We start from the raw sequence: 15,826 nt of genomic DNA on the forward strand, positions 1-15,826 counted from the left end.
GGTGCGGAGGCGCTCACGTGGCCGGCGGGCCCGGCCAGCCGTGCGGAGGCGCTCACGTGGCCGGCGCGTACGGCCAGCCGTGCGAAGGCGCTCACGTGGCCGGCGGGCCCGGCCACGTGAGCGCCGGTCTCACAGCGCCGCGGCCAGCTCGGTGCCCTGGCGGATGGCGCGCTTGGCGTCCAGCTCGGCGGCGACGTCGGCGCCGCCGATCAGGTGTGCCTCGCGGCCGGCGGCGAGCAGGTCGTCGTAGAGGCCTCGGCGGGGTTCCTGGCCGGTGCACAGGACGACGGTGTCGACGGGGATGACGGTGGAGGTGCCGTCGACGGTGACGTGCAGGCCCGCGTCGTCGATGCGGTCGTAGGTGGCGCCGGAGACCATGGTGACGCCGCGGTGGCGCAGTTCGGTGCGGTGGATCCAGCCGGTGGTCTTGCCCAGCCCGGCGCCGACCTTCGACGTCTTGCGCTGGAGGAGGTGGACGGAGCGCGGCGGGACGGGACGCTCGGGCTTCGCGAGGCCGCCGCGGTCCTGGTAGTCCATGTCGACGCCCCACTGCCGGAAGTACGTCGCCGGGTCCTGGCTCGCCTTGTCGCCGCTGTCGGTGAGGAACTCGGCGACGTCGAAGCCTATGCCGCCCGCGCCGAGGATCGCGACGCGCTCCCCGACGTGTGCGCCCTCGCGCAGGACGTCGAGGTAGCCGACGACGCTGGGGTGGTCGATGCCCTCGATCTCGGGGGTGCGCGGGGTGACGCCGGTGGCGACCACCACCTCGTCGTACGCGTCGGCGGTGAGGTCGGCGGCGGTGACCCGGGTGTTCAACTGGACGTCCACGCCATGCAGTTCGAGCTGGGTGCGGTAGTAGCGCAGCGTCTCGTCGAACTCCTGCTTGCCGGGGACCTGGCGGGCCACGTTGAGCTGGCCGCCGACCTCGGACGCGGCGTCGAAGAGGGTGACGGCGTGGCCGCGCTCGGCGGCGGAGACTGCGCAGGCGAGCCCGGCGGGGCCCGCGCCGACGACGGCGACGCGCTTGCGCAGGCGGGTCGGGGCGAGGACGAGTTCGGTCTCGTGGCAGGCGCGCGGGTTGACCAGGCAGGAGGTGATCTTGCCGCTGAAGGTGTGGTCGAGGCAGGCCTGGTTGCAGCCGATGCAGGTGTTGATGGTGTCGGAGCGGCCCTCGGCGGCCTTGTTCACGAAGTCCGGGTCGGCGAGCATCGGGCGGGCCAGCGAGACCATGTCGGCGACGCCGTCGGCGAGCAACTCCTCGGCGATCTCCGGGGTGTTGATGCGGTTGACCGCGATGAGCGGGATCGAGACCTCGCCCATGAGCTTCTTGGTGACCCACGTGTAGGCGCCGCGCGGCACGGAGGTGGCGATGGTGGGGATGCGCGCCTCGTGCCAGCCGATGCCGGTGTTGATGAGGGTGGCGCCGGCGGCCTCGATCTCCTTGGCCAGCTGGACGACCTCGTCGAAGGTGGAGCCGCCCGGGACGAGGTCGATCATCGAGAGCCGGTAGATCAGGATGAAGTCGGCGCCCACTCGCTCGCGGACGCGGCGCACGATCTCGACGGGGAAGCGGATGCGGTTCTCGTACGAGCCGCCCCAGCGGTCGGTGCGCTTGTTGGTGGCGGCGACGATGAACTCGTTGATGAGGTAGCCCTCGGAGCCCATGATCTCTACGCCGTCGTAACCCGCGACCTTGGCGAGTTCGGCGGCGCGCACGAAGTCCTCGATGGTCTGCTCGACCTCGGCGTCGGTGAGTTCGTGGGGCGGGAAGGGGCTGATCGGCGCCTGGAGGGGGCTCGGGGCGACGAGGTCCTGGTGGTAGGCGTAGCGGCCGAAGTGCAGGATCTGCATCGCGATCTTCGAGCCGGCGGCGTGCACCGCTTCTGTGACCTGGCGGTGCTCGGCGGCCTCCGCCTCGGTGGTCAGCTTGGCGCCGCCGTCCCAGGGGCGCCCGGCGTCGTTGGGCGCGATGCCGCCGGTGACCATCAGGCCGACGCCGCCGCGGGCGCGGGCGGCGTAGAACTCCGCCATGCGCGCGAAGCCGTTCTCGGCCTCTTCGAGACCCACGTGCATGGATCCCATCAGGACCCGGTTGGGCAGCGTGGTGAAACCGAGGTCGAGCGGGGTGAGCAGGTGCGGGTAACGGCTCATGGGGCCCTCCGTGCGCGGCGAACGTCGTCACAGTTGTAGACGACGCCGGCTCTCTTTTGCAACAAGTTGCATAAGAGAGCTGCGCCACGGTCTGCCGCCCACAGGCCGGGGGCTTGCGCCACGGTCTGCCGCCCACGGGCCGGGGGCTTGCGCCACGGACTGTCGGCCACCCCGGAGGGCTACTTGTCGGCGACCTCCGCCACCCACCCGTACGGCAGCTCCTCGCCGTCGACCGTCACGGCCTCGACGGTGCGGGTACGGGGGTCGATCTCGACCCGCACCCCCTCGGCCTCGAAGACCGGATAGCCGGTCTCCCCCGACGCCCCGGTGGCCTCGACGGACACCACGCGCAGCGGGTTGCCGTGCACCGGGTGGCCGTCCTTGTCGGCGAGCTGGGGCTTGACCAGGACGGTGAAGCGCGCGGGCGCGGAACTGGCTTCGCTCATGGTCAGGAGGCTAGTCCCGGGCGCGGGAACGTGCCTGTCAGCGAAGTGCGGGCCGGGCCGAGAGGCACGCTCCGCGAGGGGGCGGCCGGAGAAGCACCCTCCGCACGTGAGCGTTCCGAGCGGCGCGCCCGCGTTCAGGAAGACGCCCGCGCCGCCCCCACCGTCGCGAGCCCGTCCGACTCCGGCACCCTGGCCGCCGCGAACTTCGTCGTACGCCGCAGCCGGAAGCCCAGCGTCTCGTACAGCCTGATGGCGTTCGTGTTGCCGGCCGACGTGTGCAGGAACGGGGTCTCGCCGCGCTCCCTGATGCCCGCCGCCACAGCCAGGACCAGGCGGGCCGCGAGCCCCTGTCCGCGGTGGGCCGGGTCGGTGCAGACCCCGCTGATCTCGGTCCAGCCCGGCGGGTGCAGCCGCTCGCCCGCCATCGCGACGAGCGCGCCGCCCCTGCGGATGCCGAGATACGTGCCGAGTTCGACGGTGCGCGGCAGGAACGGTCCCGGCCGGGTCCGTGCGACCAGGTCCAGCATCTCGGGCACGTCGGCGGCGCCGAGCCGCACGGCCTCCGCGTCATGGGTGGCGGCCACGCCCGCGTCGACGAGCTGGACCCCGTCCATGCTCATCGTGAGTTCCCACCCCTCGGGCGGCGCCGTCCGTATCCCCGGCAGCGGCACCTCCGCCCCTGGGCCGGCGAGCGCGGCGAGGTCGGCCCAGTCCTCGGACCCCGGATCGTCGGGCAGCGCGAGCCACGGCGAGACGTCGAGCGGGTACCGCATGACCCGGCCCCGCCGTTCGGCGAAGTGCGCGTGCGGGCCGGTGAGGGAGGCGTACGCGGGATTGTCCAACGGGTGGGCGGGAGTGACGTCCGGGACGGTCATGCTGCGGACTCCAAGGGGGCGGTGGCGGGTGGGCGGCCGTGGCCTGCCACAGATGAAAGCCCATGTCACCGCGCTCCCATTCCCTCACCGGGAGATGTTCACAAGCCCGCAACGGTGGATGTTGCCGAGGCGCGGGCCGCTTGGCATCCTGGCGCGATGCCTTCCGTACCTGGCGCGATGCCCTCCGTACCCCTGAGCGACCACGTCGAGGAACTGCTCGCGGGCGAGCACCCGTTGCCGGTCGTGGAGGCGGGCGACCCCGTCCTCCGGTCCCCCGCGCAGACCTACGACGGTCAGCTCGCGCCCGCGCTCCTGGAGCGTCTGATCGCCGCGATGCGCGTGTCGATGCTCGCCGCACCCGGCGTCGGGCTCGCCGCACCGCAGATCGGCGTACCGCTGCGGCTCGCCGTCATCGAGGACGGCGCGGACGTGCCCGACGAGGTACGTATCGCGCGCGGCCGGGTGCCGCAGCCGTTCCGCGTCCTGATCAACCCGTCGTACGAGCCCGTGGGCGCGCACCGGGTCGCGTTCTTCGAGGGGTGCCTGAGTGTGCCGGGACTGCAGGCCGTGGTTCCCCGGCACGAGAAGGTGCGGCTGCGGGCGCTCGACGAGCGGGGCCACACCGTGGACGAGGAGTTCACGGGGTGGCCCGCCCGGATCGTGCAGCACGAGACCGACCATCTGCACGGCACGCTCTATCTGGACCGCGCCGAACTGCGGTCGCTGTCCACGCGGGGCGCGATGGCCGAGCGCTGGACGCAGCCCACTCCGGAGCGCGCCGCCCGTGCGCTCGGATTCTCGCTCCCCTAGGGGTGGATCAGGAGAGGTCGGGCATCTCGCCCTCGGTCGTGCTCATGTCGATGACCGTGAACGCGGCGCCCTGCTGGTCCGCGACCGCCGCGAACCGGCCGAACGGCGAGTCCATCGGGCCGAAGTGGAGCTTTCCGCCGAGCTTGGCGATCTTCGCGACCGCCTCGTCGCAGTTGTCGACCGCGAAGTAGAGGTTGATGTACGACGGGACCGTGGGCGGGAAGTCCTCGGTCATCTTGAAGCGGCCGAGCTGGGGCTTTCCTTCGAGCTGCCAGACGTTGAAGTCGACGTGCTCGTCCACCATCTTCTTGACCTCGTACGGGAAGACGGCCTCGAAGAACCCGTCCGTCTTGGCGGTGTCCCGTGTGGTGACCTCGGCCCAGGCGAACGAACCGGGCTCACCGGCCTTCTCGAAGCCGCTGTGGGTGCCGGGCTGCCAGAGGCTGAAGAAGATTCCGGCGGGATCCTGGGCGGTGACCATCTTGCCGAAGTCGGCGACCTGCATCGGCTCCGCCGCCAGGGTGCCGCCGGCGTTCTTGATACGGGTGACGGCGGCGTCGACGTCGGATGTGGCCAGGTAAAGATTCCAGGCGGCCGGGATGTTCTCCATCCCCGGCATCTGCGGCGCGAGCGCTCCGACCCGCTTGCCGCCTGACCTGGCCTGCGTGTAGTAGCCGAACTCCTCCTGCCCCTCGTCGAAGGTCCAGCCCAGAAGCTCGCCGTAGAAATTCTTGGCGGCCTCCAGGTCCGGGAACATGGCGTCGGCCCAGATGGGCGCGCCCTCCGGTCGTACGGACATGGCACGAACCCCTTCTTCCGATTCCGGGTGGACCGGTCTGACGTCCTCCGATTCACGCTAGCCGCGAGCGGCGCGGCGCGCGATGCAAGCCTTACGGAGTGGTGACGTGCGGGCGTCGAACGCGGCCGGGGCGCCTTGTCCCGCCTAGCGTGGGCGGTATGCGCGTACTGGTCACCGGCGGAGCCGGGTTCATCGGGTCGGCCGTCGTGGACACCCTCGCCGCGCGGGGGCACGAGGTCGTCGTGCTCGACGTGCGGCCGCCGGAGCCGGGCGAGGGGCGGCCTCGGACCGTCGCGGACGTACGGGACCGTGCCGCCGTCGACGCGGCGCTCGCGGGTGTCGACGCGGTGTGCCATCAGGCGGCGCAGGTCGGCCTCGGCAAGGACTTCGCCGACGCTCCCGACTACGTCTCCCGGAACGACCTCGGCACGGCGGTACTGCTCGCCGCGATGGCCTCGGCGGGCGTGCGGGCACTGGTGCTCGCGGGGTCGATGGTCGTGTACGGGGAGGGGCGGTACGTGTGCGGGCGGCACGGCGTGGTGCGGCCGGGGCCGCGAGCGGAGGCGGATCTGCGGGCGGGCCTGTTCGAGCCCCTCTGCCCGCACTGCGGTGCCTCGCTCGACCCCGGTCTCGTCACGGAGGACGCGCCCACGGACCCGCGCAACGTGTACGCGACGACGAAGCTCGCCCAGGAACATCTGGCGTCCGCCTGGGCCCGGTCCACCGGGGGGCGCGTCATGTCGCTGCGGTACCACAACGTGTACGGGCCCAGGATGCCGCGCGACACCCCGTACGCGGGCGTCGCGTCGTTCTTCCGCTCGGCGCTCGCCCGGGGTGAGGCTCCGCGTGTCTTCGAGGACGGGCGCCAGCGGCGGGACTTCGTGCACGTACGCGACGTGGCCTCGGCGAACGCGCTCGCCCTGGAGGCCGTTCGCGACCGGCCGGCCGGGGCGTGCTCCGCGTACAACACCGGCAGCGGGGACCCGCGCACGGTGGGCGAGATGGCCCACGCGCTCGCCGCCGCGTACGGCGGTCCGGCGCCGGTGGTGACGGGCGAGTACCGGCTCGGCGACGTCCGGCACATCACGGCGGACCCCGGACGCCTGAAGACCGAGCTGGGGTGGCGGGCGGAGACGGGCTTCGAGGAGGGGATGCGGGAGTTCGCCACGGCGGAGCCGGGGTGAGGGGGGTGACGCTTCGACGGGGAGTTGTGTGGCGGGCTCGGGGCAGCGGGCTCGCGGGGGACGGACTCGGGGCAGCGGGCTCGCGGGGGACGGGCTACGTTCCCGGTGCCGGGAGCGTCACCTCGAAGCAGCAGCCGCCGGCCACATTGCGTACGGCGGCGCTTCCCCGGTGGGCCTCGACGATGCCCCTGACGATGGCGAGCCCGAGGCCCGCGCCCGACGGGGGCGTACGGGCGTGGCTGCCGCGCCACCCTGTGTCGAAGACCCGGGGCAGATCCTCCTCCGGGATGCCGCCGCAGCCGTCCGTGACCGTCAGGACCACGCCGTCCGCGCGGAGCGCCGCCGCGACGGCGACCGTGCCGTCGGCGGGGGTTCGCCGGATCGCATTGATCAGGAGGTTGCCGAGGACCCGGCTCATCTCCTTGGCGTCGACCTCCACCGGGATCACGTCGGCCAGGTCGCCGACGAGGCGTACGCCGTGTTCGCGGGCGAGGGGGTCGGCGCCGGCGAGCGCGTCGCCCACCAGGTCGTGCAGGGAGATCCTGGACGGGGTCAGGACGAGCGTTCCCGCGTGGATGCGCGAGAGTTCGAAGAGGTCGCCGACCATGTCGTTCATACGCTCGACCTCGGCGCGGATCTGACGGAGATAGCGGTCCGGGTCGGCCGCCATGCCGTCCTCCAGAGCCTCGGACATGGCTCGCAGCCCGGCGAGCGGTGTACGCAGATCGTGGGAGATCCAGGCGACGAGTTCGCGCCGCGAGGTCTCCAGGGCGCGCTCGCGGTCCCGGGAGGCGGCGAGTTTGGCACTGGTGGCTTCCAACTCGCCTGAGAGGGCGGAGAGTTCCGCGGTCGCGGGCGTCGCGGGCGCGGCGAAGCTGCCGCCGTCGCCGAAGGAACGGGCGGCGAGCGTGAGCGCGTTGCTGCGCGCGACGACCCATCGGCCGAGAAGGAGCGCGGTGGCCAGCGACACGGTGGCCGCCATCGCGGCGACGGTCGTCACGACGGTCAGATCGTGTGGGGAGAGAAACATCGCCCAGGCCACGACGAGCGTCCCGGCGAGCATCGCGGTAACGGCAACCGAGGCGACGACGGTGAGCGACACCGTCAGGGAGCGCCGGCGGAGGAGGAACAGCGCGAGCGCGCCGAGGAGCCCGGCGCCGACAGCACCGAGGAATGCGTAGAGAGCGATGAGGAGAAGGTCACGCACGGCGACCGGCCTGGGAGGAATGGGGGGCCGGGGTGGGCGGCGCCGCGTGGTCGGCAGGGGTGGTGAGGTGCGTCTGGCCGGCGGGGGAAGGTGGGGCGGCTGGGACCGTGCGGCCACCCCGATCACCCCGGTCGCCCCGGTCACCCCGATCACCCCGATCACCCCGGTCACCCCGGTCACCCCGGTCACCCCGGATGGCCGAGTCACCCGCGATGGTCGAGCCCGTTCGACCCTCCGCCGTTCCCTCCTCCGCACCGGAAGCGGCACGTGGGTCCGGGTCGAGGCGGTAGCCGACTCCCCAGACCGTTTGGATCAGGCGTGGGGTCGCCGGGTCGTCCTCGATCTTGCCGCGCAGGCGGCGTACGTGCACTGTGACGGTCGACAGGTCACCGAAGTCCCAGCCCCAGACCTCCCGCATGAGTTCCTCGCGGGCGAAGGCCCGGCCCGGGTGACGGAGGAAGAACGTGAGAAGGTCGAACTCACGGATGGTGAGGGCGAGTTCGGCCCCCTCCTTGGTGGCGCGACGGGCCGCCGGGTCGACGGAGAGGGCACCCGCGCGCAGCGGCCCCGTCGGCTTCGGCACCGCCGCCGTCCGCGAGCGGCGCAGCACCGACTCGACGCGCAGGACCAGCTCGCGCGGGCTGAAGGGCTTCGTCACGTAGTCGTCCGCGCCGACCTCCAGGCCGAGGATGCGTTCGTCCTCGTCGCCGCGAGCCGTCAGCATGATCACAGGGACCGGGCCGCGCTCCCGGAGCCTGCGGCACACCTCCAGGCCGTCCATGCCGGGCAGCATCAGGTCGAGGACGACCAGGTCGGGGCCCTGAGCGTCGGCACGGTCGAGGGCGGCCGGGCCGTCGGCGGCGCGGTCGACGTCGTAACCGGCCCGGTCCAGATAGCCCGCGACGACCTCGGCGACGGTCGGATCGTCGTCGACGACGAGTACGCGACCGAGCGGTGATGTCTCCATGGGGACAGCGTCGCACCACGTCCTGTCCTGGCACCCCGTACGCGGGGCCCCCGGGCCCGACGTCCGCGTTTCGTAAGGACCTGGAACCCGGAATGTCCGTTCTGGATTCGTAGGGTGACAGCGTGATCCCCCCTGACTCCAACTCACCCCTCGATCCTGCCGTCCCGTCCGCCTGCGGCCCGTCCGTCGCCGTCGTGCTGCCCTGCCTCGACGAGGCCGCCGCACTGCCGTGGGTGCTGGCCCGTGTCCCGGACGGCTGGCGGGCGCTTGTCGTGGACAACGGCTCCACCGACGGTTCCCCGGACATCGCCAGGTCCCTGGGCGCGACGGTGGTGACGGAGCGCCGGCGCGGTTTCGGGGCCGCGTGCCACGCGGGCCTGCTGGCGTCCGACGCGGACGTGGTCTGCTTCTGCGACTGCGACGCCTCCCTCGATCCGGCCCTGCTCGTGCCGTTCGTCCAGGACGTGTCCGCCGGACGGGTGGACCTCGTGCTCGGCCGGCGCAGGCCTCAGGGGTGGGCAGCTTTCCCGGCCCATGCGCGCGCCGGGAATCTGGCGCTCGCGCGGATGCTTCGACGGCGTACCGGGGTGCGGCTGCACGACCTGGGCCCGCTGCGGGCCGCTCGCCGCGTGTCTCTCCTCGGCCTGGACCTCACGGACCGCCGCAGCGGCTATCCGCTCCAGATGGTCGTCCGAGCGGCGGACGCGGGCTGGCGCATCGAGGAACGCACGGTGCCGTACCGCCGTCGTACGGGAAAGTCCAAGGTCACGGGCACCTGGCGGGGCACGTGGCAGGCGGTCCGGGACATGCGGGCGGTGCTCGCGGAGCCGCCCCGGACTCCGCTCCCGGCACGCGGAGAGGCGGGGCCCCGATGACGTACGACGACGTGGCCGGCGCGCCTTTCGCGCGGCCGGCCGGCACCCCCGTGGAACCCACCCTCCTGGTCATCGCCAAATCCCCCGCCCCCGGTCGCGTCAAGACGCGGCTCACGCCGCCGTTCACGCCCGGGGAGGCCGCGCGGCTGGCCGAGGCCTCGCTCGTCGACACGCTGCGGGCCGCGCTCGCGACGCCCGCGCGGCGCCGGGTGCTCGTGCTCGACGGGGCGCCCGGGCCCTGGCTGCCGGACGGCATCGAGGTGGTCGCCCAGTGCGCCGGCGGCCTCGACGAGCGGCTCGCGGCGGCGTTCGCCGGGTGCGCCGGGCCGGCCGTTCTGATCGGGATGGACACACCGCAGGTGACGCCCTCGCTGCTCGCGCCGGCCCTCGGTGCCGACGCCTGGCGGGACTGTGACGCCTGGTTCGGGCCCGCCCACGACGGCGGGTTCTGGGCGCTCGGGCTCGCCGCGCCGGACCCTGAACTCCTGCGGGGCGTCCCGATGTCGACGCCGCACACGGGTGCCGCCCAGCGGGCCCGGCTCACCTCGGCGGGGCTGCGGGTACGGGACCTCGCGGTCCTGCGGGACGTCGACACGGCGGACGACGCCGCGCTGGTGGCCGCCGCCGCGCCGGACGGCCGCTTCGCCGCCGAACACGCGCGGCTGACCCGGGCGGTCCGCCCGTGACCACGACGCACGAGGACGTGGCACAGCCCTGGTGCAGGGACCCGTACGCCGATGCCGTGCGCAATGAGCGCGGCCCCCTGTTCCTGCGGCGCGCCGACGGCTGGCTGCTCCCCCTCGAGGTGGAGCGCTGGTGCGCGCGAGCCGACGCGGCCGATCTGTCGGCGCTGCGCCGCTGTGAGGGCCCGGTGCTGGACATCGGCTGCGGCCCGGGCCGCCTGGTCGCCGCGCTCGCCGCGGCCGGGCACCGCGTGCTGGGAGTCGATGTGAGCGAGGCCGCCGTGGCGCGGACGGTCCGCCTCGGGGGTGCGGCACTGCACCGGTCCGTGTTCGATCAGCTGCCCTACGAGGGCGGCTGGGGGACGGCGCTCCTGCTCGACGGCAACATCGGGATCGGCGGTGACCCGGGCGCCTTGCTGGCGCGGGTCTTTGAACTCGTCGTTCCCGGCGGCCTGTTGACGGCGGAGACGTCTCCGTTCGACGTCGACGAGCGTGTGGACGTGCGGGTGGACGACGGGCAGGGAGCGTCGGGTTCGCTGTTCCCGTGGGCCCGAGTGGGCACGCGCGCGCTGCTGCGGAACGCGCGCCCACTCGGCTGGCGGCCGGTCGCTCAGTGGTCGGTGGGCGGGCGCTCCTTCGTCTCCTTGCGCCGCTGACGCGTCTCCTTGCGCCGCTGACGTCCCGACCGCCCTTCCTGCTCCCGCACCTGCCGCCACCGCGACGCGTGAGCAAGGAACGTACGCGTCACGAACCACAGCGCCGACGCGGCGAACAACGCGGCCGTCAGCAACAGCCAGCGTGCCAGGAACGGGTCCTCCGAACGTCCTGTGAGCAGGGCGTAGTGCTCCGGTCGCGCCCGCGTGATCAGCGGGAACCACACCAGGAGCAGCAACCCCGACAGGAACGCGGGCACCCGCACGTACGACACCGCCGCACGGTTGCGTACGCCGAACGCCCGCACCGCCGCACGGTCCGCGAGCGAGTACAGCGGTACGAGCACCAGGTCATGGACGACCGCCGCGCCGACGAACCAGACCGCCACCCCCCACGCGTCACCGGCGAGGAACCGCACGCCCGCGTATCCCGCGAGGGCGAACGAGGCGGCCAGGAGCGGGAGTTGGAGTGGGCTCTCTCCGTACCAGCGGCTCACCGCGTGGTACGCCCCGCCACCCCGCCGCCATCGCCTTGTACGCCCGCTCATCGCAGCGCTCCGAACGTCAGGGCGGCCACCCATTTCGTGTTCATCACGCCCGGCGCCGCGGGCACAATGACGCGGGCCGGATACCCGTGGTCGAGCGTGAGGTCGGCCCCGTCGACGCGGAGCGCGAGCAGTGAGCGCGGGTCGTGGACCTGGTTGTGGCGCAGGGCCGCCTTGCGGAAGGCGCCGTGCTGTTGCAGGGACTCGACGAACACGTCGGTGTCGCCGTCGGTCCCGGCCAGGCGGGCCAGGTCGCGCAGTCGTACGCCGGTCCATCGCCGGTCGTCCGTCGACCAGCCTTCGACGCAGGCGATGGGCAACCAGGCGCTGTGCTGCGGGAGTTGGAGGAGATCGTCGCGCGAGAGCCGTCGGACGGCGCCGGTGGGGCCGGTGACGACGAGCCGCCACGGATCACCGGTGTCGACGGCCCGGACGCCCGCGACGGCGGCCGTCTTGTTGATCTGGAACGCGCCGGGGCCCGTTCCGGGATCGGCGCCGCCGTGCGGGGCGAGGAGGGCGGTACGGCGCCAGGCACCGCCGATGCTCTGGCCGGCCGTCGTGACGAGGATCAGGAGCGAGCCGGCACCGACCATGGCGAGCGCTCCGCGTCGCGACACGGTGGGCTCGGCGGGCCGCGCGGGCACCAGCTCACCCGTCTCCGCGACACCCGCCTTCCTCTCCCGCAGCACGCGCAGCGCCTGCGGCACGCGGAGCACGGCGTGGACGAGGAACGCGCCGATGAACACCCAGGCACCGTAGAAGTGCAGCGGGTAGAAGGAGCCGGGGAACAGGTAGTCGAGCTGGACGTTGAGGATGCCGGTCACGAACTCGAACAGGACGCCGCCGACGAGCAGGAGCAGGGAGAGGCGTTCGAGGGCGTGGCCGAGGGAGCGGGCGGGCGGCAGCGTGAAGAGCTTGGGCACGACCGACCACAGCTTGGCGAGGAGCACCGGCACGAGCGCGACACCGACCGTGACGTGCAGGCCCTGGGTGAGCCGGTAGAGCCAGTGCGGGTGCGTCGGCCAGGAGAACAGGTAGAGGCCGAGCAGGCCCTTGTCCGGTGTCTTGTCGTTGGCCGCCGCGAGGTTCGGGTTGTACGCGGCGTACGACAGGAGGCCGGTCACGAAGAGCAGCGTGATGCCTGCGAGGAGGACGAGGCCGAGGACCGCGGTGAAGCGGGGGCCGCGCAGGGGGCTGCGCCATGGATCGGGGAGGGTTCGAGGGAGGTCGCGCATCCGGTTCCTTCGGGCTGTGCGCGGCGGGGGCCCCGCCGGCCTGCTCCGACGGTAGTGCGGCGGGTCGCCGGATCGGCGCTGGAAGATCTGACGGTTCGGTGACGCGTGCCCGCGCTGCCACCGGACGGGCCGGAGGGGCGCCTAGCGTGCGAGGGGTGAAACTGGAAGCACTCCGCCCGGGCCGCCGCAACGCCACCTCGTCCGACGGCGGGACACGCCGTGACCTGGTGGCCGCCGCGGCCGCGGCCGCCTTGGTCGTGGTGGCCGTCCTCGTGGGCCGCTACATCGAGGACCGTCACGGCACGCTGCACGTCAACTGGCCTCCGCTGTACGCCCGTTGGTACCCGCACATGGGCGTGGGCACCCCGGCCGCGGTCTGCGTGGCCGTACTGGTCGTCGGATACGGGCCCCTGGTGGCCGCCCGCCTGCGGTGGCGGATGCTGCTGCCCGCCGTGTGGGCCGCGTCGGCGGCCTGGACGTTCTCGCTCGCGCTGGTCGACGGCTGGCAGCAGGGCATCGCCGGGCGCCTGACGACGCCGTACGAGTACCTGACGGTCATCGACCGGTTCGGGAACGTCGGCGCGACGCTGCGGGACTTCACGCGGCACATCCTGCTGCACTCCCCCGGCCACTGGCCGCCCCATGTCGCGGGGCACCCGCCGGCGGCGACCCTGACGTTCGTCGCCCTGGACCGGATCGGCCTTGGCGGGGGTGGGTGGGCCGGGGTCTGGTGCATCACCGTGGGCTGCACGGCGTCGGTCGCCGTCCTCGTCGCGGTGCGCGCACTCGCGGGCGAAGAGCTCGCGCGCCGCGCGGCGCCGTACCTGGTGCTCGCGCCGGCCGCGGTCTGGGTGGGCACGTCGGCCGACGGCTACTTCGCGGCGGTCGCCGCCTGGTCCGTGGCGCTGCTCACGGTGGCGGCGACCCGCGACAGCCGGACGGCGGCACTCGGCAGCGGCTTCCTGTTCGGGCTCACCTGCTACCTGTCGTACGGCCTGACGCTGATCGCCCTCGTCGGGGCGGCCGTGCTTGTCGTGGCGCGTACGGTGCGGCCGCTGCCGCTGTTCCTCGTGGGGGCGGCCGTCGTGCCGGTCGCGTTCACGCTCGCCGGGTTCGACTGGTGGGAGGCGTACCGGCTGTTGACGCGGCGCTACTACGAGGGGGCGGGCGGGGTCCGGCCCTACGGGTACTGGGTGTGGGCCAACCTGGCGTGCACCGTGCTGATCGTGGGTCTTGCCGCGGTGGCGGGGCTGCGCCGGGTTCCCGGGCGGGTGCTGCGCGCCCGGGCGGAGCCGGAAGGACGGCTCGCGACGGTCGTGCTCGGCGCGGCGTTCGCCCTCCTGGCCGCTGATCTTTCGGGGATGAGCAAGGCGGAGACGGAACGGATCTGGCTCCCGTTCGCCGTGTGGCTCCTGGCGGCCACCGCTCTGCTGCCGGAGCGGTGGCGCCGGGGGTGGCTGACCACGCAGGCGATGCTCGCGCTGGCGGTCAACCACCTGTTGTTCACGGGTTGGTGACCCGGACCGGGTGCGGCTTGTCCTCGCGGGAGGCGGGGCGGGTGCGCAGGAGCTGGCGGAGTCGCTCGGCGGGCTGGGGCAGGACCACGAACGCCTCCGCCTGGAGGCAGGCCCAGCTGATCCTCGGCAGGTCACGCACGGTCGGGTACACGACGAAGCGCGGCTCCCACACCGGCTGGAACTTGGCGTTGAACCGGTACAGGGACTCGATCTGGAACCAGCGCGACAGGAACACGAGAAGGCCGCGCCACACCCGCAGGACCGGGCCAGCACCGAGGCGCTCCCCGCGCGCGAGAGCGGCCCGGAACACCGCGAAGTTGAGCGACATACGGCGTACGCCGAGCCCCTGGGCGCCGCGCAGCGCGGCCACGATCAGAAGCTCGTTGAGGCCGGGTTCGGCCGTGCGGTCGCGGCGCATCAGGTCGAGGGAGAGACCGTCCTCGCCCCACGGCACGAAGTGCAGCAGGGCGCGTACGCGGTCGTTGCCGTGCTCGTCGTCCTGGTGGGCGGTGACGACGACACAGTCCCCGTCGTCGGGGTCGCCGAACCGGCCGAGCGCCATGGAGAACCCGCGCTCGGTCGCGTTCCCCCGCCAGGCCGCGGCGGCCTCACGCAGCCGCTTCTTCTCCTCGTCGGGCAGATCGCGTACGCGGCGCATACGGCACGTGTAGCCGCCACGCTCGATGCGGTTGACCATCTGCCGGACGTTGCGCATGGTGCGCCCCGAGAGGCTGAACGACGCGCAGTCGACGATGGCCTCGTCGCCCAGTTCCAGTGCCTTGAGGCCGCCTTCGCGCGTCCAGACCTGGCCGCCGAGTTCGCTGCAGCCCATCACGGCGGGGGTCCAGGCGTGCAGGGTGCACTGGTGCAGGAACTCCTTGATGGCGCCGGGCCACGCCTCGTAGTCACCGATCGGGTCGCCGCCCGCGAGGGCCACACCGGACACCACGCGGTACGCGATGGCGGCCTTGCCCGAGGGCGAGAAGAGGACGCTCTTGTCCTCACGCAGCGCGAAATAGCCCAGGGAGTCGCGCCGGCCCTCGTCGGCCAGCAGGGAGCGCAGGCGCTCGTCGCTGTCGGCTGGGCGCATGGTGACGGGCCGCAGGGCGAGGTAGATGCTGGTGATGGCGGTGACGACGCCGAGCGCGAGCAGCGAGAAGTGGACGATGTCGCCGACCCGGTCACTGGTGTACTCGATGGGGCCGTACGCGCCGATCATGCCGTAGCCGACCTGCTGGACACGGTCGAGGAACGCGATGCCGTGGCCGGTCTCCTGATCCGCGCGCACGCCGACGATGAGGAGGCCGAGGGCGAAACTGCACCCGCCGAGCACGACGAAGTTCCACAGGGCGCGCTTTCTGCCGCGCGGGTCGCCGAGCGCGTAGAACTCCTTGCGGTACGCGATGAGCGCGACGCACAGGACGGCCGAGACGGCGGCCGGGATGAACGCGTGGTGGCGGAAGCCCTGGACCAGCGCGCTGACCGCGAGCAGTCCGACGGCCGCTTCCCAGGCGCGCCGTTTCCGCCGGCGCAGGCCTCTGGCGAGCATCACTAGGAGTAGTCCGGCAGCGAGCGCGGCGGCGCGCGCCACGTCTTCGGCGAGGCCCGGCACGTACGTGGCGATCCGCTCTATGCGGGTCTCCTGCATGTGCGGGGAGATCGCCGACGCGATGTCCAGGATTCCGATGATCAGGCACGTGTGACCTGCCACTGCGGCGGGGCGTTGTTTCACAGTGACTGAGAGTAGAAGCGCTGCACCACCGGGGAGTAAGAGCGACACAGGAGCACGGTAAGAACGCGGACGACGGCAAACCTTCCGCGGCCACCGTGCCTCTTTCCCCATGAAAACTGCTTAACAAGGCAGATGACGGCTGAAAGT

14 protein-coding genes and 1 pseudogene are annotated in these 15,826 nt (G+C 72.8%); 6 read left to right on the forward strand and 9 right to left on the reverse strand.

Annotated features, from left to right (window positions below; genetic code table 11):
* Positions 1-129: 129 nt before the first annotated feature.
* The 3 genes from ABZ893_RS14160 to ABZ893_RS14170 all read right to left on the reverse strand — a co-directional run bounded on the left by ABZ893_RS14160 (position 130) and on the right by ABZ893_RS14170 (position 3,472).
* Positions 130-2,151, reverse strand: coding sequence for an NADPH-dependent 2,4-dienoyl-CoA reductase (locus ABZ893_RS14160; RefSeq protein ID WP_361401991.1), 2,022 nt, complete (start codon positions 2,149-2,151; stop codon positions 130-132).
* A 179-nt stretch (positions 2,152-2,330) separates the two neighbouring features.
* Positions 2,331-2,597: a hypothetical protein gene (locus ABZ893_RS14165; protein WP_361401993.1), complete on the reverse strand. Its 267-nt coding sequence runs from the start codon at positions 2,595-2,597 to the stop codon at positions 2,331-2,333.
* Positions 2,598-2,731: 134 nt separating this feature from the next.
* Complete coding sequence (locus ABZ893_RS14170; RefSeq protein ID WP_361401996.1) at positions 2,732-3,472, reverse strand: GNAT family N-acetyltransferase; 741 nt, start codon at positions 3,470-3,472, stop codon at positions 2,732-2,734.
* 156 nt (positions 3,473-3,628) lie between these two features.
* Here ABZ893_RS14170 and ABZ893_RS14175 point away from each other — a divergent pair, with 156 nt between their 5' ends.
* Positions 3,629-4,282 carry a peptide deformylase gene (locus ABZ893_RS14175; RefSeq protein ID WP_361401999.1) on the forward strand — a complete coding sequence of 218 codons (654 nt, stop codon included), beginning with the start codon at positions 3,629-3,631 and terminating at the stop codon, positions 4,280-4,282.
* 7 nt (positions 4,283-4,289) lie between these two features.
* Here the strand turns inward: ABZ893_RS14175 and ABZ893_RS14180 are convergent, their stop codons facing one another.
* Positions 4,290-5,081, reverse strand: a complete 792-nt coding sequence (locus ABZ893_RS14180; protein ID WP_361402002.1) for a VOC family protein — start codon at positions 5,079-5,081, stop codon at positions 4,290-4,292.
* Positions 5,082-5,239: 158 nt separating this feature from the next.
* On the opposite strand from ABZ893_RS14180, the gene ABZ893_RS14185 reads away from it, so the two are divergent.
* A complete protein-coding gene (locus ABZ893_RS14185; protein WP_361402005.1) occupies positions 5,240-6,265 on the forward strand; it encodes an NAD-dependent epimerase/dehydratase family protein in 1,026 nt (341 codons plus the stop codon).
* A gap of 94 nt (positions 6,266-6,359) precedes the next feature.
* Here the strand turns inward: ABZ893_RS14185 and ABZ893_RS14190 are convergent, their stop codons facing one another.
* Entirely contained in the window at positions 6,360-7,472 is a 1,113-nt protein-coding gene (locus ABZ893_RS14190; RefSeq protein ID WP_361402008.1) for a HAMP domain-containing sensor histidine kinase, read from the reverse strand.
* Complete coding sequence (locus tag ABZ893_RS14195) at positions 7,465-8,439, reverse strand: response regulator transcription factor (RefSeq protein WP_361402011.1); 975 nt, start codon at positions 8,437-8,439, stop codon at positions 7,465-7,467. Before ABZ893_RS14195 ends, ABZ893_RS14190 begins: the two co-directional genes overlap by 8 nt.
* 194 nt (positions 8,440-8,633) lie before the next feature.
* Here ABZ893_RS14195 and ABZ893_RS14200 point away from each other — a divergent pair, with 194 nt between their 5' ends.
* From ABZ893_RS14200 to ABZ893_RS14210, 3 genes and pseudogenes are all read left to right on the forward strand, one after another.
* Positions 8,634-9,314, forward strand: coding sequence for a glycosyltransferase family 2 protein (locus tag ABZ893_RS14200; RefSeq protein WP_361402449.1), 681 nt, complete (start codon positions 8,634-8,636; stop codon positions 9,312-9,314).
* Positions 9,311-10,000, forward strand: coding sequence for a DUF2064 domain-containing protein (locus tag ABZ893_RS14205; RefSeq protein ID WP_361402015.1), 690 nt, complete (start codon positions 9,311-9,313; stop codon positions 9,998-10,000). The genes ABZ893_RS14200 and ABZ893_RS14205 overlap by 4 nt, the downstream gene beginning before the upstream one ends.
* Positions 9,997-10,650: pseudogene (locus tag ABZ893_RS14210) on the forward strand (methyltransferase domain-containing protein); the annotation flags it as partial. The gene ABZ893_RS14205 and the pseudogene ABZ893_RS14210, both read left to right, overlap by 4 nt.
* Here ABZ893_RS14210 and ABZ893_RS14215 read toward each other — a convergent pair.
* Both ABZ893_RS14215 and ABZ893_RS14220 read right to left on the reverse strand, forming a co-directional pair.
* Complete coding sequence (locus tag ABZ893_RS14215; protein ID WP_361402018.1) at positions 10,608-11,198, reverse strand: hypothetical protein; 591 nt, start codon at positions 11,196-11,198, stop codon at positions 10,608-10,610. The pseudogene ABZ893_RS14210 and the gene ABZ893_RS14215 overlap by 43 nt on opposite strands.
* Positions 11,195-12,430: a molybdopterin-dependent oxidoreductase gene (locus tag ABZ893_RS14220; protein WP_361402021.1), complete on the reverse strand. Its 1,236-nt coding sequence runs from the start codon at positions 12,428-12,430 to the stop codon at positions 11,195-11,197. The genes ABZ893_RS14215 and ABZ893_RS14220 overlap by 4 nt, the downstream gene beginning before the upstream one ends.
* A 161-nt stretch (positions 12,431-12,591) precedes the next feature.
* On the opposite strand from ABZ893_RS14220, the gene ABZ893_RS14225 reads away from it, so the two are divergent.
* On the forward strand, positions 12,592-13,947 hold the full coding sequence (locus ABZ893_RS14225) for a hypothetical protein (RefSeq protein ID WP_361402452.1): 1,356 nt from the start codon (positions 12,592-12,594) through the stop codon (positions 13,945-13,947).
* Here ABZ893_RS14225 and ABZ893_RS14230 read toward each other — a convergent pair.
* A complete protein-coding gene (locus ABZ893_RS14230; protein ID WP_361402455.1) occupies positions 13,934-15,595 on the reverse strand; it encodes a phosphatidylglycerol lysyltransferase domain-containing protein in 1,662 nt (553 codons plus the stop codon). The two genes, ABZ893_RS14225 and ABZ893_RS14230, sit on opposite strands and share 14 nt — an antisense overlap.
* Positions 15,596-15,826 lie beyond the last annotated feature (231 nt).

The sequence above is a fragment of the Streptomyces sp. NPDC046821 genome, from assembly GCF_040645335.1.
Lineage (GTDB): Bacteria > Actinomycetota > Actinomycetes > Streptomycetales > Streptomycetaceae > Streptomyces.